This is a genomic window from Cupriavidus sp. P-10 (genome assembly GCF_003402535.2).
Taxonomy (GTDB): domain Bacteria; phylum Pseudomonadota; class Gammaproteobacteria; order Burkholderiales; family Burkholderiaceae; genus Cupriavidus.
The window spans coordinates 1,727,034-1,744,680 of sequence record NZ_AP025170.1 but is presented as its reverse complement, the minus strand read 5'-3'; the positions used below and the strand labels follow the sequence as shown (position 1 = coordinate 1,744,680).

Annotated in this window: 16 protein-coding genes; 7 read left to right on the top strand and 9 right to left on the bottom strand. The window is 66.7% G+C overall.

Translation table 11 applies throughout. The features are described 5' to 3' along the window. Positions 1-79: 79 nt before the first annotated feature. Positions 80-1,318: an NAD(P)/FAD-dependent oxidoreductase gene (locus CTP10_RS08040; RefSeq protein ID WP_116323508.1), complete on the bottom strand. Its 1,239-nt coding sequence runs from the start codon at positions 1,316-1,318 to the stop codon at positions 80-82. A gap of 119 nt (positions 1,319-1,437) precedes the next feature. Then, on the bottom strand, positions 1,438-2,358 hold the full coding sequence (locus CTP10_RS08035) for a LysR substrate-binding domain-containing protein (RefSeq protein ID WP_116323509.1): 921 nt from the start codon (positions 2,356-2,358) through the stop codon (positions 1,438-1,440). 181 nt (positions 2,359-2,539) lie between these two features. Between CTP10_RS08035 and CTP10_RS08030 the strand changes: the two genes are divergently transcribed. Together CTP10_RS08030 and CTP10_RS08025 are read left to right on the top strand one after the other, a co-directional pair. Next, positions 2,540-3,538 carry a Bug family tripartite tricarboxylate transporter substrate binding protein gene (locus CTP10_RS08030; protein WP_116323510.1) on the top strand — a complete coding sequence of 333 codons (999 nt, stop codon included), beginning with the start codon at positions 2,540-2,542 and terminating at the stop codon, positions 3,536-3,538. 81 nt (positions 3,539-3,619) lie between these two features. Next, positions 3,620-5,137, top strand: coding sequence for an amidase (locus tag CTP10_RS08025; RefSeq protein WP_116323511.1), 1,518 nt, complete (start codon positions 3,620-3,622; stop codon positions 5,135-5,137). Positions 5,138-5,286: 149 nt separating this feature from the next. Here the strand turns inward: CTP10_RS08025 and CTP10_RS08020 are convergent, their stop codons facing one another. Further along, positions 5,287-5,784, bottom strand: a complete 498-nt coding sequence (locus CTP10_RS08020) for a hypothetical protein (RefSeq protein WP_116323512.1) — start codon at positions 5,782-5,784, stop codon at positions 5,287-5,289. A 166-nt stretch (positions 5,785-5,950) separates the two neighbouring features. Here CTP10_RS08020 and CTP10_RS08015 point away from each other — a divergent pair, with 166 nt between their 5' ends. The 4 genes from CTP10_RS08015 (at position 5,951) to CTP10_RS08000 (ending at position 9,859) form a co-directional block, all read left to right on the top strand. Further along, a complete protein-coding gene (locus CTP10_RS08015) occupies positions 5,951-6,325 on the top strand; it encodes a hypothetical protein (protein WP_116323513.1) in 375 nt (124 codons plus the stop codon). Positions 6,326-6,889: 564 nt separating this feature from the next. Continuing rightward, a complete protein-coding gene (locus CTP10_RS08010; protein ID WP_116323514.1) occupies positions 6,890-7,291 on the top strand; it encodes a CopG family transcriptional regulator in 402 nt (133 codons plus the stop codon). A gap of 53 nt (positions 7,292-7,344) precedes the next feature. Further along, a complete protein-coding gene (locus CTP10_RS08005) occupies positions 7,345-8,514 on the top strand; it encodes an extracellular catalytic domain type 1 short-chain-length polyhydroxyalkanoate depolymerase (protein ID WP_116323515.1) in 1,170 nt (389 codons plus the stop codon). A 130-nt stretch (positions 8,515-8,644) separates the two neighbouring features. Next, positions 8,645-9,859 carry a tyrosine-type recombinase/integrase gene (locus CTP10_RS08000; protein WP_116323516.1) on the top strand — a complete coding sequence of 405 codons (1,215 nt, stop codon included), beginning with the start codon at positions 8,645-8,647 and terminating at the stop codon, positions 9,857-9,859. Between the two features lie 99 nt (positions 9,860-9,958). Here the strand turns inward: CTP10_RS08000 and CTP10_RS07995 are convergent, their stop codons facing one another. Together CTP10_RS07995 and CTP10_RS07990 are read right to left on the bottom strand one after the other, a co-directional pair. Further along, positions 9,959-10,963 (bottom strand): Bug family tripartite tricarboxylate transporter substrate binding protein, encoded by a 1,005-nt coding sequence (locus CTP10_RS07995; RefSeq protein WP_022540418.1) that lies wholly within the window; start codon positions 10,961-10,963, stop codon positions 9,959-9,961. A 21-nt stretch (positions 10,964-10,984) separates the two neighbouring features. After that, positions 10,985-12,001: a 1-aminocyclopropane-1-carboxylate deaminase gene (locus CTP10_RS07990; RefSeq protein WP_116323517.1), complete on the bottom strand. Its 1,017-nt coding sequence runs from the start codon at positions 11,999-12,001 to the stop codon at positions 10,985-10,987. 186 nt (positions 12,002-12,187) lie between these two features. Between CTP10_RS07990 and CTP10_RS07985 the strand changes: the two genes are divergently transcribed. Next, positions 12,188-12,733 (top strand): Lrp/AsnC family transcriptional regulator, encoded by a 546-nt coding sequence (locus tag CTP10_RS07985; RefSeq protein ID WP_233528447.1) that lies wholly within the window; start codon positions 12,188-12,190, stop codon positions 12,731-12,733. Between the two features lie 150 nt (positions 12,734-12,883). On the opposite strand, the gene CTP10_RS07980 is transcribed toward CTP10_RS07985, so the two are convergent. The 4 genes from CTP10_RS07980 to CTP10_RS07965 are packed head-to-tail and all read right to left on the bottom strand — an operon-like array spanning position 12,884 to position 17,612. Further along, positions 12,884-13,360: a MarR family winged helix-turn-helix transcriptional regulator gene (locus CTP10_RS07980; protein ID WP_116323518.1), complete on the bottom strand. Its 477-nt coding sequence runs from the start codon at positions 13,358-13,360 to the stop codon at positions 12,884-12,886. Next, positions 13,357-14,883 carry an MFS transporter gene (locus tag CTP10_RS07975; protein WP_116323519.1) on the bottom strand — a complete coding sequence of 509 codons (1,527 nt, stop codon included), beginning with the start codon at positions 14,881-14,883 and terminating at the stop codon, positions 13,357-13,359. Before CTP10_RS07975 ends, CTP10_RS07980 begins: the two co-directional genes overlap by 4 nt. A 27-nt stretch (positions 14,884-14,910) precedes the next feature. Beyond that, entirely contained in the window at positions 14,911-16,089 is a 1,179-nt protein-coding gene (locus CTP10_RS07970) for an HlyD family secretion protein (RefSeq protein ID WP_116323520.1), read from the bottom strand. Continuing rightward, a complete protein-coding gene (locus CTP10_RS07965) occupies positions 16,086-17,612 on the bottom strand; it encodes an efflux transporter outer membrane subunit (RefSeq protein ID WP_233528448.1) in 1,527 nt (508 codons plus the stop codon). Before CTP10_RS07965 ends, CTP10_RS07970 begins: the two co-directional genes overlap by 4 nt. Between the last annotated feature and the right edge of the window lie 35 nt (positions 17,613-17,647).

The window sequence follows — 17,647 nt, the reverse complement described above, 5'->3', positions numbered from 1 at the left end:
CGAAAATAACCGCAAAGAGCCCTCTTCGGCACTTGGCAGTCAATCTACGCCTACCCAGGCGGCCGGATACGTCGCGAGATCAGCCGAAGCGCACAGGGTCATACGGCCTGGCGTCGACCCACGGCTGCTCGCCGTCCATCAACTCGGCCAGCAGCCGGGCGGTGACCGGCCCGAGCGTGAAACCCTGGTGCCCATGCCCGAAGTTGAACCACAGGCCGCGATGGCGCGGCGCCTGCCCGACGATCGGCCTCATGTCCGCGACACAAGGCCGGGCGCCCAGCCAGGGCCTGTCTTCGACCGGCGCGCCCATTGGCAACAGCTCGCGCGCGTGGCGCTCGGCATTGCGCAACTGGACTGGCGTCGGCGCCGCATCCTGGTGGGCGAACTCGGCGCCCGTGGTCAGGCGCAGGCCGCGCTTCATCGGCGCCAGGAGAAAGCCGTTCTCGACATCCAGCAGCGGCAGCGTCGGCATTGCTTCGACTGCATAGTGGCGGTGGTAGCCGCGCTTGACGAACAGTGGGAAGCGGTAGCCGAGCGGCCGGATCAGCGTCGAGGCCCACGGCCCCAAGGCAACGACGGCGTGGGCAGCGTTGACGGGGCCGTCGTCCGTCGTCACGGTCCAGCCGCTTCCCGCCTGCTTCAGCGTCGTCGCGTCGCCGCGGCGCACGATGCCGCCCGCCTGCGTATACAGCGCGGCATAGCGGCTGACCAGCTCGCCGGGATCGGCGACCGTCCACGGATCGCGCCAGTGGACCGCACCGGCCATCGGACCGCGCCACGCCGGGTCCGTTGCGCTGATGCCGGCATTGTCCAGGACCCGGTAGTCAAGCCCGTGCTGCTGCCCGATTTCGGTCGCGGCGCGCGCGGCGTCGTCGAACGCGGCGGCACTGCGATAGGCCTGCAGCCATCCCGACTTGCGCACCAGGTCGTCGGCGCCGGCCAGCGCAATGAGGCGCTCGTGCTCGGTCAGGCAATGGCGGATCAGCGCGCTGTAGGCCGTGACGGTGCCGGCATAGCGGTCGGGCGCCGATTCACGCCAGTAGCGCGCCAGCGGTGGCAGCAGGCTGGCGAGTGCGCCCGGGTGGTAATGGACATCGTTGCCCTGCCGGGCCATCACGCGCAGCACCGCCATCCATTCGCGAGGAAAGGCATAGGGCTGCACCGCTTCACGCTGGATGATGCCGGCGTTGCCATACGACGTCTCCCTGCCCGGCTCCCGCCGGTCGACCAGCACGACCGCATGGCCGCGCTGGCGCAGCGCCAACGCAGTGCAGACGCCGACCATGCCGGCGCCGAGTACAACGATGTCCTTAGTCATGATGTCTGATGCGGTGCCTGAGATCCGAGTATCCGAAACCTGATTCTGCATCGGTGGCGGGGCCCCGCGTAATATCGGTCGCAAGCAATTATTGGAATCCGTGATTGCCGGATCGGCAATCACGCTTTGGCGATGTGGGTGATCGCCTCGGCCAGGTGCTGCACAAAGGCGCGCCCCGCCGGCGGCAGGTTGCGGCGGGCAAGTGTCTGGATCTCGATATAGCGCTCGTTCATTTCTCGGTCGCGCAACGGTACTGCGGCAATGCTGCCTTCCACCAGGCGTCGCCGCACCGACAGCTCGCCATAGAAAGCGACCACGCCGCCGCCTGCCACGGTGAAGCCGACCAGCGAATCCAGGTTGTTGCTGGAAAAGACGGTCTGGTAGCTCAGCCCTTGCCGGCTGCAGCTGGTGTCCAGCAGCTGCCGCAGCGAGCTTTCCTTTGGCGGCAGCGCCAGCGGGTAGCCGATGACCTGGGACAGCGACACCTGGCGCTGGCCGGCAAGCGGATGGTCCGGCGCCATGATGGCGAGCACCGGCGCCGGATGGCGCAGTTCCACTTCGATATCGAGCTCGGGCAGGCCACTCAGCGTGATGCCGATATCCGCCTCGCCATCGCGGATGCGGCGCGCGATGTCGCCTTGCGGGCAGACGTCGAGATCGAAGCGGATCCCACCGTACTTTTCGCGGAAGCTGGCGGCCAGCTCCGGGATGAAATCGTGCGCAATACCCTCCACGCTTGCCAGGCGCACCTGCCCGACGCGCAGGCCGCGCAGTGCCTGGATATCACCGGTGACGCGATCGATCTCCTGCTGGGCACGCTTGGCGTGTGCGGCGAGCAGCTCTCCCGCCGCGTTGGGGACAAGGCCGCGGGCGCGCCTGTCGAACAGCAGCGTATCGAGTTCGCACTCCAGCTTGGCGATCTGCCGGCTTACCGCCGACGGCGCCACGTTGAGCTTGATCGCGGCGTCCTTGACCGAGCCGGTGCGCACGACCTCCAGGAAGTAGCGGACGGCGGTTTCCTGCAGGATGCGGTACGACATGGGCGGCTTTCTTGGGATGAGATCACTGCATCGACGAAGTCCATTCTATGGATTGCCGTTTTGGCAATCAAGCCTTCGAAACATTGCCACGATTCCATTCCGGATCGGTCGTACGATGGACTCAACGCGGTCACCGCCCCCCCACCGCGCTGCGTCGAGTCCTAACTGCCGGAGCTTCTCCATGCGATCCACCGCTCACCGCCCCCCGCTCTTCCTCTCCGCCTGCAGCCTGGCCGCCGCCGCCGTGCTGGCGCCCCACCCGGCCGCGGCGCAGGGCGGCGGTTACCCGTCGAAGCCGATCCAGCTCGTCTTGCCGTTCCCGCCGGGTGGCGCCACCGACCTGGTCGGCCGCACGATCGCGCGCAAGCTCGGCGAACGGCTCGGCCAGACCGTGGTGGTCGAGAACCGGCCCGGCGCCGGCACCGTAGTCGCGGCGAGCTATGTGGCCAAGTCGGCACCGGACGGCTATACGCTGATGGCCACCTCGGGCACCACCTTCACTGTCAATCCCGCGGTCTACGCCAGGCTGCCGTATGACCCGCAGAAGAACTTCGAGCCGATCGGCCTGATCGGCTCGACCGGGCTGGTACTGCTGGCGAACCGCGACGTGCCGGTCAACAATCTCAGGGAGTTCGTCAGCGCGGTCAAGGCACAGCCGGGCAAGTATTCCTACGGCTCGTTCGGCGCCGGCACCACTGCGCACTTCGCCGGCGAGGAACTGCTGAATCTCACCGGCACGAAGCTGCTGCACGTGCCATACAAGGGCAGCGCGCCGGCCATGACCGACCTGATCGGTGGCCAGATCCCGTTCAGCGTGGATACCGTCGCGGCGGCGATCCCCCAGCTGAAGTCCGGCAAGATCAAGGCCATCGCGGTCACCACGGCAAAGCGCTCGACCCTGCTGCCCAATGTGCCGACGGTGGCGGAAAGCGGTTATCCCGGCATGGATGCCAGCACCTGGATCGCGCTGGTCGGGCCGCACGGCCTGCCCCCCGAGGTCCGGGCGAAGCTGGAGAAGGCGCTGGCCGACACCATCGCCGATCCGGCCACGCGCAGCCAACTGGCGGACAGCGGCATCGAGCCTTCGTTCGCGCCCGGCAAGCAGGTCGCCGCCATGATCGACAAGGAAATCCCGCAGATGCGCGCGATCGCGCAACGCGCCAGCATCAAGCTCGACTGACCTTCCTGGCACGGGCCGGTGCCGGCTGATGCCGGTAGAGAGGTACCGCGCCACAGACTGACATTCCACCCTAAGCAACCGATGCAAACATCGCTGACCTCCCTGACCGCGGTCGAATTGCGCCGCCTGATCGGCACCCGGGAAATCTCGCCGGTAGAACTGCTCGAAGCGTGCATCGCGCGCATCGAGGCCTACAACCCGCTGATCAATGCCATCACGGCCACCTGCTTCGCGCGCGCCCGCCAGGAAGCGCGCGCCGCCGAGCAGGCGGTACTGCGCAATGAACCGCTGGGCCTGCTGCACGGGCTGCCTCTGGGGGTCAAGGACCTGGAAGCGACGCAGGGGCTGCTGACCACCTATGGCTCGCCGCTGTTCCGCAACCATGTGCCGGCCGAGGACAACGTGCTGGTGGCGCGCCTGCGCGCGGCGGGCGCCATCGTGGTCGGCAAGACCAACATCCCGGAGATGGGCGCCGGCGCGAATTCGCGCAACGCGGTCTGGGGCGCGACCGGCAATCCGTTCAATCCGAACCTCAATGCAGGCGGATCGTCCGGCGGTTCGGCCGCTGCGCTGGCCGCGGACCTGCTGCCGGTCTGCACCGGCTCCGACACCGGCGGCTCGCTGCGCATTCCCGCGGCCAAGTGCGGCGTGGTCGGGTTCCGCCCGTCGCCCGGCATCGTGCCCAACTCGCGCAAGCTGCTGGGCTGGACGCCGATCTCGGTGGTGGGACCGATGGGGCGGACCGTCGACGACACCTGCTTGCAGCTGGCGGCCTCGGCCGGTGTGTCGGTCACCGATCCGCTGAGCTACGCGCTGGACGCGAATGCCTACCTGTCGCCGGCGCCGGTCGACCTGTCGACGTTGCGCGTGGGCTGGACCGAAGACTTCGGCAGCTGTGCGGTCGATGACGGCATCCGCCGCGTGTTTCGCGCGAAGATCGCGGCGATGCGCCACCTGTTCGGGCGTTGCGACGAAGTCAGCTTCGACCTTGGCGATGTGCATCGTTGCTTCGACGTGCTGCGTGCCGAAAGCTTTGTCGCCGGCCTGCACGACGCTTACCAGCGCGACCCCGCAGCGCTCGGGCCCAACACCCGCGCCAACTATGAAATGGGCGCGAAGATGTCGCTGGCCGACAGCGCATGGGCGCAGGCCGAGCAGAACCGCATCCTGCAGCGCTTCCAGCGGGCCTACCAGGAATACGACCTGATCCTGTCGCCGACCACCCCGGTGTCGCCGTTCGCATGGACCAGGCTGTACGCCGACACCATCAATGGCGAGAAGCAGGAGAACTACTACCGCTGGCTGGCGCTGACCTATGTCGTGACGCTGACCACGCACCCGGCCATCGCGCTCCCCTGCGGCACCGACGAAGCCGGCATGCCGTTCGGCCTGCAGGTCACCGGCCGCTTCCGCGGCGACCTGCAAACGCTGGCCGCCGCGCGGGCCATGGAAACGGCGTTCGCCGCGTCGCCGGCATTGCGCCGCCCGGTGCCCGACCTGGCAGCGCTCAGGCCCGCCGACCCGGCGCTGCGCTCGATCGTCACCGCGCCGCCGTCAGCCGGCGCTGCGCATCAAAGCGGCGGCGTCTCCGCGGTGTAATCCGGAACCTGGATTCCGTGGAAGCGCGCCGGAATGCCTATGTTGGCTCGGTTTTGGCTCGGTTGGCGCAGGCATCCGGGTGCCAGGCGCTGCGACGCAAGTCGCAGTAACGGGGTGCGAACCGCCTGCTGTCTCCACCGTGTGCGACGTTAGCGGATCTTGCAAAAGCCATCCGCCGCCCAGCGTGCGGCGCTATCGCGCGTCAGGCGAAAATCCGGTGGTACCTTGACGGCCGCAATCACATCCCCGAAGGGATCCACTGCCGTAAGCGTTCCGAAAGGCTCGAACTCATCTGGCGTAACGACAAGCTTGACCGTCACGGTTCCGGATTCGGTCTCGAAGCTGGTCTGCTTGTTGAGTTGAGCGTGCAGTTGCTGCTCATGCCGCCGGATGACTTCTGCGGCGGTCTTGACCAGCGTCTGGTGAGCCGTGGCATCGAGCGGCTTCGGATCGACCTTGTTGCGCCCCATGGTCCAGGGACCGACAAGCGCCGGTTCTGCGCTGCCATCCCGGATCATTTCGACCGCCCAGCCGTCGCCATCCTCGTTCTTGATCACCCGGGCAGTCCAGCCCTTGTCTCGCCAAAGTCGGGGTTCGTGGATGGCGGCCGATTGTTGCTCCGAAAGTGATTCGTCGGTGTGATGCATAGTTCGTTGTACTAATCGCGGGGACAATATTCTATGCCTCAGGGACCATGCGCCCCTGAATTGGTGGGGCTTCACACATGTTCACGCCTGAAACATCCTTCTGCACGATATGGGGCAAACCCCTCAGGGGACTACTCTGTCAGGACAACAGCGGAGGAAGTTCCTCATGAATCGGTCAATTCTGGTGATTGGTCTTTGCCTGCTGGCAGCGCAGGGCTGCGCGACAAAGAACTATGGGCGGGTCGGGACCGTGACAGACTTCGAGCGGCAGACGATGTCCTGTCGTGAAATTCAGCTCGAGCAGGCAAAGGTAAATGGCTTTACCCAGGCCGTTGAGAAGGAGAGCGAGTTCAGCGGCCGTTCAATCCTGTCGTTCCTGGGAGACTTCGGCATTGGGAACATGATCGAGAAGAATAGTGCCATGGAAAGCGCCGACCAACGGGCGCGTCAGTTGCAGACCCTCAGCTACCAGCGTCGATGCTCTGAGGCGCAACCGCAGGCAGCGGCGGCGCCAGCTCCATTGCCAACTGCGAGCCGATAGTCGCGAGCGGGCCGGGCCGCTTACCGGGCCGGCCGCTCTCTCTGTGGCGAGGGCATACGCGACCTACTGGCAAGACCCGCAAACTCGAGGGCGCTGCATTCCACGCCCCGCGCTTCACTGAGCGGCGAGCGTTTGCAGAGAGCCGCCTCGCCGATGCGATCCGAGTAATTTCCCGCCAGGCAACAACGCCGATGCCCAAGGCGACGCCAAGCGCGCGCACCGGATTGGCATGGACAAGCGATTCGGCACGCTCGCGCCGTTTTCCCACTCGGACTTGACGCGTCCTGTGACACGCCTGGCGACATCAGCCGACTTGGCGACCAGTTCTTTCCCGGCCCCCGACGCACCGGGTTAATTCTCACCTCCGCCTTTTGCGCCCCCTCGCTTAGACGACTCCTGCCCGTGAGTCTTGGGAAAAGCGGTTTCCCCTTGACCCGGCATCTCCAGACGTATATACATTTACCATCCATATGGATGGTATTTGGATGGTTTACAGATGGTATCCGGATGGCGTGATAATTAAAAGGCACTTTTAGCCAGCCTGCTGGCAACGCACGCAAACACATGAACAAACCAAAAACCGGTGACACGGAAAAAATCACGATCAACCTCGGCCCGGTGGACCTTGGGCAGATCGATCTGCTGGTCGAAGAAGGCTTTTACTCGAATCGCACTGACCTGATCCGGACCGCCATCCGCAACCAGTTGGCCACGCACGCGCTGGCCATACAGGAAACGGTGACGCGCCGGGCGCTGGTCCTCGGGCTCCAGCATTTCAGCCGTCGGGACCTGGAGGCAGCGCGCGCGGCCAACGAGAAGCTGGACATCCATGTCCTCGGCCTGGCAAGCATCGACTCGGATGTCAGCCCGGAACTGGCGCTGGCAACCATTGAATCGATCGTGGTGCTGGGCGCCTTTCACGCCCCCGCGGCAGTCAAGGCCGCGCTTGCCGGGCGCATACGGTAGTACCGCGGCAATGTCGCCGCGCCCTGGTTCGCCAGGTTTTCCTGGAAACAAGTATGAAAATGAATGACGCCTTCCTCGCTTCGATGCGAGAAGCCATGCACTTGCTGCAGACCGCGGGCCCGATGGAAGCCACCGAGGCTATCCAGCGCGCACTGCGCGAGCAAGCGTCGATGGGCGCCGTAGTCGCTCCGGCCTCCCGCGCCGCGCCAATGCCCGCACAGGTGGTCGAACGCCTGCTCACCGATGACCGCGCGCCGGCCCGCCCGGCCGATGTTGCCAGCAACGCCGCCAACGCAGCGCCCCCGGCATCTTCGCGCGCCACCCACGCGCTGCGCCCCGACAGCAAACACGCGGCCCCGCACGATGTCGGCCATTTCAGCCAACGCACGTTCGTGAACCAGGCGGGATCCCGCACGTACAAGCTTTACGTGCCCGCCGGCCGGCGGGCCGAGCCGATGCCGTTGGTCGTGATGCTGCATGGATGCACGCAGGATGCCGATGATTTCGCGGCCGGCACGCAGATGAATGCCCTCGCCGACAAGCTTGGCTTCATGGTGCTGTACCCGATCCAGGCCACCGAGAACAATCCGTCCAAATGCTGGAACTGGTTCCGGCCCGGTGACCAGCAAGCCGGCAAGGGAGAACCGTCGATCATTGCCGGCATGGCGCGAGAGGTGATTGCCAGCCACAGCATCGACGCGAGGCGCGTCTACATTGCTGGCCTGTCCGCCGGCGGCGCGATGGCGGCGGTGCTGATCCAGCGCTATCCGGAACTGTTCGCGGCGGCCGGCGTGCATTCCGGCCTGCCGGCGGGGTCAGCGCACGATCTGCCGTCGGCGCTGGGCGCGATGAAGGGCGGCAAAGGGATTGGCCGGTCCAGGTCAGGCGCGGTGCCGCCCGCCTCGACCGGGCGGCCCATGATTGTGTTCCACGGCGATGCGGACCACACGGTGCATCCGTCGAACGGCGACCGTCTTGTCGCGCCGTTTGAGCAGGACCGCCCGCGCCAGCAGACGGAACGCAGGAACGTTGCCGGTGGGCATGACTACACGCGGCACAGGATCACCACGCCCGCCGGCGTCGATGCCGAATACTGGATCGTCCACGGCGCCGGGCACGCCTGGGCGGGCGGAAGCCGCCAGGGCAGCTATACCGATCCGAAGGGGCCGGATGCGAGTGCGGAAATGCTGCGTTTCTTCCTCGCGCATCCGCTGCCGGGCTGAGCACCGAAAAAGGAATAGAAAATAATGCTACGTAATACGTAATAAATTAAACATCTCTCGGAAATCCTTAGACATAAGTTTGCTTATGTCTATAATCTTCGCTCCGATCCCGAATGCATTGCCTTGCACCATGGAACTGCTCCCCCTTTCCCCATCCGAGAGCCGTCCTGCCCCACTCGAGCGCTTGCGCCTGCCACCGGCACTGTCCGGCGTCGCCGGCACCAACCGCGCGCCGGCCACCGTCGCCCGCATCGCCGCGGGCGACGACCTGGCCGCCGTGACCGCCTGGCTCGCGCGCTATGCCGACAGCGCCGCGACGCTGGCCACCTATCGCCGCGAGGTTGAGCGGCTGATCCTGTGGGCGGCGCTTCAATGGGCCAAGCCCCTGTCCTCGCTGACCCACGAAGACCTGCTCGCTTACGAGCGCTTCCTCGCCGATCCGCAACCGGCCGAGCGCTGGGTGCTGGCCGGCAGCAAGAAGCTCGCGCGCGGCCATCCGGACTGGCGCCCGTTTGCCGGACCGCTGTCGCCCGGCAGCGTGCGCCAGGCGATGGTGATCCTGAACGCCCTGTTCGCCTGGCTGACCGAGGCGGGCTACCTGGCCGGCAACCCGCTCGCCCTCGCCCGCCGCCGGCGCGCCCCTGCCCAGGCGCGCATCACCCGCTATCTGAGCCACGACCTGTGGGAGACGGTCAAGGAGACCGTCGCGGCAATGCCGACCGAGACGGCGCGGGAACGCCTGCACGCCGCGCGCTGCCGCTGGGTGCTGACCGTGCTGTATCTGGGCGGCTTGCGTGCCGCCGAACTGACGGCCACCACCATGGGCGCGTTCTTCTGCCGGCGCGATGCCCAGGGTATCGAGCGCTGGTGGCTGGAGGTGACCGGCAAAGGCAACAAGACCCGGCTGGTGCCTGCAACCGACGAGCTGGTTGCCGAACTGGCGCGATACCGCCGCGCCCACGCGTTGCCGCCTGCCCCGCAGTTCGGGGAGACGCGTCCGTTGGTGCTGCCGGTGATCGGAAGAACGGGCAGCGAGAAACCGCTGTCACGCGGCGCGCTGCACCTGATCCTGAAAGAGGTGTTCAGCATGGCCGCGGCGCGCCTGCGGGAGCGCGGGCCGGAATGGGAGGCGCAAGCCGCGGTGCTGGCCAGCGCCTCGGCGCACTGGCTGCGCCACACCGCTGGCTCGCACATGACCGACCGACAGATCGACCTGCGCTTTGTGCGCGACAACTTCGGGCACAGTTCGCTGTCGACGACGAGCGGTTACCTGCACAGCGAGGAGGATGCACGCCATGAGGCCACGCAGGAGCGGCACCGGATTAGCTGGACCGGTAAGTCGTAGGCACGACAGAAGGCATACACCGCAGTTCGGTGGCCGGACGCGCTACCAGCTTCCTTTGTTCTTCCATGCCGCCGTCTCCAGGTAAGACGATGGAAACCATTAATTCGCCGTGATGCTCGCACGCTGTGCGGTGGCGCGCATCAGCGGCAGTTCCTTGCTGATCATCGCGCTGACCTGCCCCGGGCCCGCGTAGTTCGGCTCCAGCCCGTTAGCCAGCAGCTTTTGCTGGACCTCGTGGTCTTTCATCGCCTGCGCTACCGCTTTTTCCAGCCGGGCCTTGACGTCGGCCGGCAAGCCGCGCGGCGCCGCGATGGCTACCCACGAGTCGGCGTCGAAACCGGGATAGCCAGCTTCCGCCACGGTGGGCACGTCAGGCAGCAGCGTGGCGCGGCGCGCGCCCGTGACCGCGATCGGCTTGATCTTGCCGCTGCGGATATGGGGCAACGACGCGGCGACCGTATCGACCGAGAATGGAATCTGCCCGCCGATCAGGTCGGCCACGGCCGGCGCACTGCCCTTGTACGGGATATGCTGCAGCTTCATGCCCGTGGCACCCAGCAGCATCTCGCCTGCGAAATGCCCGGTGGTGCCGGTACCGAAAGACCCATAGACATACTTGCCCGGCGCGGCGTTGACCGCTGCAACCATCTGCGGCAGCGTATCCACCGGCACCGCCTTGTTCGCCAGCACAATCAGCGGTACGCGCGCCACCAGCCCGACAGGCTCGAAGCTCTTCACGGGGTCATACGGCAGGCTCGCGTTGATGGCCGGATTGACGGTGAATGTCGAGCCCGAACTGATAAGCAGCGTGTAGCCATCGGCCGCGGCCTTGGCCACGTAGCCGGCACCTACGATGGTGCCGGCACCGGCGCGGTTCTCGATCACCACCGGCTGGCCCAGCGCATCGCCGAGGCTCTTGCCGACGAGGCGGCCGATCATGTCGACCGCCCCGCCGGCCGGGAACGGCACCACGAGCGTGACGGGCCGGACCGGATACGCCGATGCCGCGTGGGCCCCGACGGCGGCAACCGCCAGCGCTGGCAGCGCCAGCGCCCGGGCCGCCACGAAGGCTCTGCGCAGGGACGAATGTAGAGTGGGATTCATCGCAGCACCTCCGTGCGTCGGTCAGCCGTTGCGGAACAGGAAGCTGTAGGCGTTCAGCGCCGGTGCGCCGCCGAGATGGGCATACAGCACGCGCGAGCCTTCGGGGAATTCGCCGCGCCGGACCATGTCGATCATGCCCTGCATCGATTTCCCCTCGTAGACCGGGTCGGTCATCATGCCTTCGTACCTGGCGCTCAGGCGGATGGCCTCTAGCGTGCCTTCGGACGGCAGGCCATATTCGGGGCCGCCATAGCGCTCGTCGAGTACTACGTCGGCGTCGACGATGTCGCGCTCCAGTTCCACCAGCCCCGCCGTGTGCCTGGCGATGCGCAGGATCTGCGCGCGGGTCTGGGCGGGCTTGGCGGAGGCATCGATGCCGATCACGCGATCAGCCCGGCCGTCGGCGGCAAACCCCACCACCATGCCCGCCTGCGTGCTGCCGGTGACTGAACACACAACGACGTAGTCGAACTTGAAACCCAGTTCAGCCTCCTGCGCGCGCACTTCCTCGGCAAAGCCGACGAAGCCCAGGCCACCCAGCGGATGCTCCGAGCAGCCGGCCGGAATCGGATACGGCTTGCCACCCTCCTTGCGCACGCTCTCCATGGCCTCTTCCCAGCTCTTGCGGATGCCGATGTCGAAGCCGTCGGCCACCAGGCGCACGTCGGCGCCCATCATCCGGGACATCTGGATGTTGCCGACCCGGTCATATACCGCATCGGAGTAATTGACCCAGTTTTCCTGGACGAGCACGCACTTGAGTCCCAGGTGCGCGGCCACGGCAGCCACCTGACGCGTCTGGTTCGACTGGATGCCGCCGATCGAGACCAGCGTGTCGCAGCCTTGCGCGAGCGCGTCCGGGATCAGGTATTCGAGCTTGCGGGTCTTGTTGCCCCCGAAGGCCAGGCCACTGTTGCAGTCCTCACGCTTGGCGTACAGCTCGACCTTGCCGCCAAGGTGGGCAGATAGGCGCTTGAGCGGCTGGATGGGCGTGGGGCCGAACGTCAGCGGGTAACGGGCAAAGCGCTTGAGATTCATGGTGGCAACTCCAGGGTTAGGGTGTTATCCCGTCATCGGTGTGCCTCTCAGCAAGGCCAGACGATGCGGCGACGGACTCTATCCTAGGAAAAAAGTCACGAAACGTGCTTGCAAAGAAGCGTTATTTTGAACACTATTAATAAGTGATATCACGCGAAAGCAGTTGTAAATTCTTTTTCAGACCAAATGAAAGAAACAAAATTTCGCACCAAATCCGCCCGCGATGCACCAGTTCAGGCCGCGTCGCAAACGCTGCCACCCACACCCCACGTGGACTCGCTCGATCGCGCCGACAAGGCGATCCTGCGAGCCCTGCAGCAGGACGCATCGATCTCCAACGTGGCCTTGGCCGCAAAGGTCAACCTGAGCCCGCCCGCCTGTCTGCGGCGCGTGGAACGGCTCAAGGAGCTGGGGCTGATCCGCGGCATCGTGGCGCTGCTCAACCCTGCTGCACTGGATGCGGGAATGCTTGTGATGATCGGCGTGGTGCTGGATCGCTCCACGCCAGAATCCTTCGCGCTGTTCGAGTCTGCCGCGCAAAAGGTGTCCGGCTGCATGGAGTGCCATGTCGTGACCGGCGAATTCGATTACTTCATGCTGGTGCGCACAAGAGATAGCGAGAGCTTCAACCGCCTCCACGCGGAACAATTGCTCTACCTGCCGGGTGTCAGGCAGATCCGGTCGTTCATGGTGCTCAAGCAGGTGCTATCGACGACGCAGTTTCCAATCTGATGGACTCGCCGCAGAGGGAAGTGCCGGCACGGCAAGGGCCCGCGGGACCGCCACGCGCTGGCGCTGGCACGAAAAGCACGGGTCACGAAAAGCACGGGTTCGGCAATTGGCTTTGTCTTCGGTGCTGTATGGCTCCTGCAGGCAAAAAGGTCAGCCCTGCTCCGTGCGCCCCAACAGTGCCGTCACGGCCTTTTCCATCAGGTCCAGCAATCGGTGCAGTTCCTGCGGCCCCATCCCGCCATCGGGTGCATCGGCCACCTGCCTTTTCAGGTGCGCATCGATCCGATCGCACAGCGCCTCCCCCGAGCGGCTGATGCGCAAGCTGACGCTGCGCCGGTCTCCTGGCACCTTCAGCGCCACGACCAGGTCGCGCTCGCGCAGCAAGTGCACCGCGCGCGACAGCGCGCCGGCATCATGGTCGATAGCTGCGGCGGTCTCGGTGAGGGTGCTGCCGCCGGCACCGCGCAGGTGGCACAGCATCAGCCACTGCGGCACGGTCAGGTCCGCCGCACGCAAGGCCTGCGTGGCGCCTTGCTGGGTCGCGCGCCGCAGGCGGCTGGCCGCAACCAGCACAGCGGACAGCGCGGCGCCCTCAGTCGCCAATGCCGTAACCAGGCCGGCGCTCATCGCAGCACCTTCTGGAACTTGCTGACGCCGATCGCCAGCACCCCCACCACCGCCAGCGCGCGGAAATAGTCGATATTGGCCAGCAGCGCGGACTGCTGCGCCAGCACTTGCGCGATCTGCGCCGTGGCGGACTCCGCGGCGCGGACCGGATCCATCGAGTTAGAGAACGCGGCCGTGAAGCGCGCGTGGGTCTCCTGGAATTGCGGGCTGGCAGGATTGATGGCGCCATGCAGCGTGCTGTAGTGCAGCGTCGTCAGCCACTGCTGCCCGACCGTGGCAATGGTCACGCCCAGCGCCTGGCCCAACTGCCCCAGCATGTTCTTGGTCTGCTGCGCATGCGAGAACACCGACTCGTCGTGCATCACGCCGTTGAAGGTCTGCATGGCCGTGACCGGCATCAGCGTCATGATGAACACCCCATAGAGCGCGAGCGCGGGCAGGATATGTCCCCACAGGTCGGGCGCGGGCGTGGTCCGGCTCAGCAACCACGCGGAGGCCGCCAGGGCGAGGAAGCCCGCGACAAAGTACTTGCGCGGGCTGGGCCAGCGCGGCAGCAGGCGCGAGATTGTCAGCCAGGTCGCGACGCCGGCGGCAAGCCCGAGCGCATAGAACTGTCCGGCGGTGGCCCATGAATGGCCCAGCGAGCGCTGCAGCACGATCGGCAGCAGGTAGCCGTTCGAACCGAGCGTGACGTAGCAGAAGGTAAAGAGCGCCAGGCCGCTCAGATAGCGCGGCTCGACCAGGCTGCGCAGCCTGAGCAGCGGCCGCGCGCTCCTGGATTCCGTCCAGACGAAGGCGAGCAGCGCGCCGGCGCCCGCGACCGCGCCGATCACCAGCCACAGCCGGTCGGCGTAGAAGTCATAGTAGGAACGCTGCAGCACGAACAGCACCAGGAAGCTGCCCACCGACAGCGCGACAAGCCGCACCGGATGCGCGTCCGAGCGTTGCGCAGGCGCCACCACTGCCGTGGGCAGAACACCGGTGGCCGGGAGCAACGCCAGGGCGGCGGCAGCCACCAGCCAGAAAATCAGGGGCCACCGGTCCGCGGTGACAATGACGGCGGCCAGCCAGGGCGCGATCGCCGTGCCGCAGCAAATGCCCGTGGCCAGCGCCTTGATGCCAAGAAACCTCGCCGGGCTCGGCGGAATCAGGTTGATCGCCAGCCGCGACGAGGTCAGCATGCCCGCGCATCCGAGCGCCATCACCATGCGGCCGGCCAGGAAGCCGGGATAGCTCTCGGCCGTGGCACACAGGATCGCACCGATGGCAGCCGCGCCAAGCGCGCCCTGGACATAGCGGCGCCAGCCCATGCGCTCCACCATCCAGCGCTGCAGCGCGATCACGACCACGGCCACGCTGGCGTAGGCCGCGGCGATGGTGCTGTACTCCTCGGGGCTGGCGCCGATTTCTCCCATGATCGGGGCGGTGGCAAAGGCCACCATGCCGTTCTGCAGGAAGTCGATCGAGGTCAGCGCGCCGATCGTCAGCATCAGCAAGGCTTTGGGTTTAGCGGCGGGTTTCATGCCGGCGTCTCCGTTGTGTGGCGGTGCCTACAGGTTCTCTTCGACAATGCGGCGCACCAGTTCGTCGGCGCGCGCCAGTTCGTCGGCAAACACGGTGGTACGGTAGTTCTGGCCCGACGCATCGACGGCGACCAGCCGCTTGCCGTCGCGCGAGCGCGTATCGACCGAGATCTTCATCGACAGTCCGATCTGCAGCGGATGGGCCATCACTTCCGCAGGCGTCAGGGCGATGCGCACCGGCACGCGCTGCACCACCTTGATCCAGTTGCCGGTGGCGTTCTGCGCTGGCAGCAGCGCAAAGGCACTGCCGGTGCCGGCGTCCTGCCCGATGACACGGCCGTGGTACACCACCCCGTCGCCGTACAGGTCGGTGGTCAGCGTCACCGGCTGGCCCAGGCGGATATCGCGGAGTTGCGACTCCTTCAGGTTGGCCGTGACCCACAGGTGGTCCAGCGGCACCACCGACATCATTGGCACGCCGGCACTGACGCGCTGCCCCACCTGCACCGAGCGCTTGGTCACCACGCCGCCGACCGGCGCGGGAATGCGCGTGCGCGACAGCGCGATGCTGGCGTTGCGCACTTGCACTGCGGCCGCCTGCACATCAGGGTGGGAGTCCACCGAGGTGCGTTCGACCAGTGCCTGGTTGCGCTTGAGTTGCTGGGTGGCCACGGCCAGCGACGCCTTGGCGGTGCGCACCGCCTGTGTCGAATGGACGAGTTCCTCGCCCGAGATCGCGCCGCTGGCGGCCAGCGCCGAGCGGCGCGCCATATCTTCCTGGGCGCGCGCCAGGTCAACCGAGCGCAGTTCCACGTTGGCACGGTCCTGGCCGGCGGCGGCAAACTGGCCGCGCACCTGGCGCACCGTGCGGGCAAGCTGGGCCTGTGCCGCGGCCAGGGCGAGCTGTGCATCGACGCCGTTGAGTTCGACCAGCGTCTTGCCGGATCCAACGAGGTCAGTGTTGTCCGCAAGGATCGCGGTGACCACACCGCTTACCTGCGGCGTCACCTGCACCACATTGCCTTCGACATACGCGTCTTCCGTCGAAACCCAATGGCGACCGTATTGCAGCCAGTAGACGGATGCAGCGGCGAGAGCGACGGCGACCGAGGCTGCTGCTGCGATGCGCCGGCGCCGTGCCGGGCGGACCCCGGCCGGTTCCGCGGGTGTGGCACCGGCGGAGTTGGGTTGGTTGGCGGGGGTCATGATGGGTTCCTTGTTGCGGGGGATCTGGCAGCGCCCGCGTCATTGGCGGTCGCGGCAGCCGTTTCGTATCCGCCCCCGAGGGCGCGGATCAGTTCCAGGTGCAGGGTGCGTTCCTGGGTTTCGATATCGATCAGCAATTGCTTCTGCTGCAGCACCTGGCCTTCGGCCGACAGCACCTGCAGGTAGTTGCCGACGCCGCTGCGATAGCGCGACACGGCCATGTCGTAGGCTTCCTGCGTCAGCTGCAGCGCCTGCTGCTGTTCACCGGCGCGCTCGGACAGCCAGCGCAGCGACACCAGCTGGTTGACCACGTCGTGCAGCGCCGTGACCAGCGTGGCGTTGTATTGCTCCGCGGCAGCGTCGTACTCCGCCTGCCTGGCGCCAAGGTTGGCGCGTAGCCGGCCGCCGTCGAAGATGGGCAGCGAGATCGCCGGGCCGATGCCGAAGGTGCGGCTGCCCGCCATCAGCAGGTCTGACAGGCTCAGGCTTTGCAGGCCGGCAAAGGCGGTCAGGCTGATGTTGGGATAGAACTGCGCCCTGGCCGCCTTGATGTCATGGCTGGCGGCTTCCACGCGCCAGCGCTGCGCGACCACGTCCGGCCGGCGGCCGATCAGCTCGGCTGGCAGCGATGCCGGCACCGCCGCCGCGTAGCCATCGCGAAGCTGCGGGCGGCGTATGTTGGCGCCGGCGTCCGGGCCGTTGCCCGCCAGCGCGGCGAGCTGATTCTGGGTCAGTGCAATGATCTCGTTGATCGCGGCAAGGCGCTCGCGCGTGGCCGGCAGTGCCGCTTCGGCCTGCTTCATGTCGAGCCGCGAGTCGAGTTGCGCGTCGACGCGCCGGCGCGTCAGGTCCAGCGTGTTCTGGCGCTGGCGATAGGTTTGTTCGGTCAGCGCGCGCTGCGCATAGGCGGCGTCGAGCTTCAGGTAGGTGCGCACCACGGACGTCGTCAGCATCAGCTCCGCCGCGTGGTAATCGACTTCCACGGCGCGGGCGCGGTCAAGCGCGGCATCGAAGGTCGCCTGGTTCTTGCCCCAGAAGTCCAGTTCATAGCCGAGGCCGAGCTGCACGTCGCTGGCCCATTTCCAGCTGCCTGCCAGCGGCCGCGGCGCGACACTGTTCTCGCTGAAGCGCTGGCGCGTGCTTCTCGCGTTCAGGCTGGCTTGCGGAAACAGCGCGGCTTCGGCACCGCCCGCCAGCGCATCCGCCTGGCGCACACGCGCCGCGGCGATGCGCAGCGTCGGCTGTCCGGCCAGGGCCGCCTCGACCAGCGCATTCAGCTGCGGGTCGCCAAAGCCCTGCCACCATGCTCGCTCCGGCCATGCCGCCGGTGATACCGGCGTAGCGCCGATCGATGCGGCCGCGGCAAGGTGGTTGGCATCGTCGACCGTGGCCTGCGTCTCCAGCCCCGTCATGCTGGCGCAGCTCGCCAGGAACACCGCGGCGCCCAGTACGGCGAGGCGCCACCGGGCCGGGACGGTGCGCGCCTTTAGTGAGTCAGTCTTTGAGGTAGTCATCAAGGTCATCGACCTTCTCCGCAACCATTGCCCAGGCTGAATGT

What these genes read in the sequence shown, in the direction of transcription:
- CTP10_RS08040 (WP_116323508.1), bottom strand. Translation starts at nt 1,318, where the DNA reads ATGACTAAGGACATCGTTGTACTCGGCGCCGGCATGGTCGGCGTCTGC.
- CTP10_RS08035 (WP_116323509.1), bottom strand. Translation starts at nt 2,358, where the DNA reads ATGTCGTACCGCATCCTGCAGGAAACCGCCGTCCGCTACTTCCTGGAG.
- CTP10_RS08030 (WP_116323510.1), top strand. Translation starts at nt 2,540, where the DNA reads ATGCGATCCACCGCTCACCGCCCCCCGCTCTTCCTCTCCGCCTGCAGC.
- CTP10_RS08025 (WP_116323511.1), top strand. Translation starts at nt 3,620, where the DNA reads ATGCAAACATCGCTGACCTCCCTGACCGCGGTCGAATTGCGCCGCCTG.
- CTP10_RS08020 (WP_116323512.1), bottom strand. Translation starts at nt 5,784, where the DNA reads ATGCATCACACCGACGAATCACTTTCGGAGCAACAATCGGCCGCCATC.
- CTP10_RS08015 (WP_116323513.1), top strand. Translation starts at nt 5,951, where the DNA reads ATGAATCGGTCAATTCTGGTGATTGGTCTTTGCCTGCTGGCAGCGCAG.
- CTP10_RS08010 (WP_116323514.1), top strand. Translation starts at nt 6,890, where the DNA reads ATGAACAAACCAAAAACCGGTGACACGGAAAAAATCACGATCAACCTC.
- CTP10_RS08005 (WP_116323515.1), top strand. Translation starts at nt 7,345, where the DNA reads ATGAAAATGAATGACGCCTTCCTCGCTTCGATGCGAGAAGCCATGCAC.
- CTP10_RS08000 (WP_116323516.1), top strand. Translation starts at nt 8,645, where the DNA reads ATGGAACTGCTCCCCCTTTCCCCATCCGAGAGCCGTCCTGCCCCACTC.
- CTP10_RS07995 (WP_022540418.1), bottom strand. Translation starts at nt 10,963, where the DNA reads ATGAATCCCACTCTACATTCGTCCCTGCGCAGAGCCTTCGTGGCGGCC.
- CTP10_RS07990 (WP_116323517.1), bottom strand. Translation starts at nt 12,001, where the DNA reads ATGAATCTCAAGCGCTTTGCCCGTTACCCGCTGACGTTCGGCCCCACG.
- CTP10_RS07985 (WP_233528447.1), top strand. Translation starts at nt 12,188, where the DNA reads ATGAAAGAAACAAAATTTCGCACCAAATCCGCCCGCGATGCACCAGTT.
- CTP10_RS07980 (WP_116323518.1), bottom strand. Translation starts at nt 13,360, where the DNA reads ATGAGCGCCGGCCTGGTTACGGCATTGGCGACTGAGGGCGCCGCGCTG.
- CTP10_RS07975 (WP_116323519.1), bottom strand. Translation starts at nt 14,883, where the DNA reads ATGAAACCCGCCGCTAAACCCAAAGCCTTGCTGATGCTGACGATCGGC.
- CTP10_RS07970 (WP_116323520.1), bottom strand. Translation starts at nt 16,089, where the DNA reads ATGACCCCCGCCAACCAACCCAACTCCGCCGGTGCCACACCCGCGGAA.
- CTP10_RS07965 (WP_233528448.1), bottom strand. Translation starts at nt 17,612, where the DNA reads ATGACCTTGATGACTACCTCAAAGACTGACTCACTAAAGGCGCGCACC.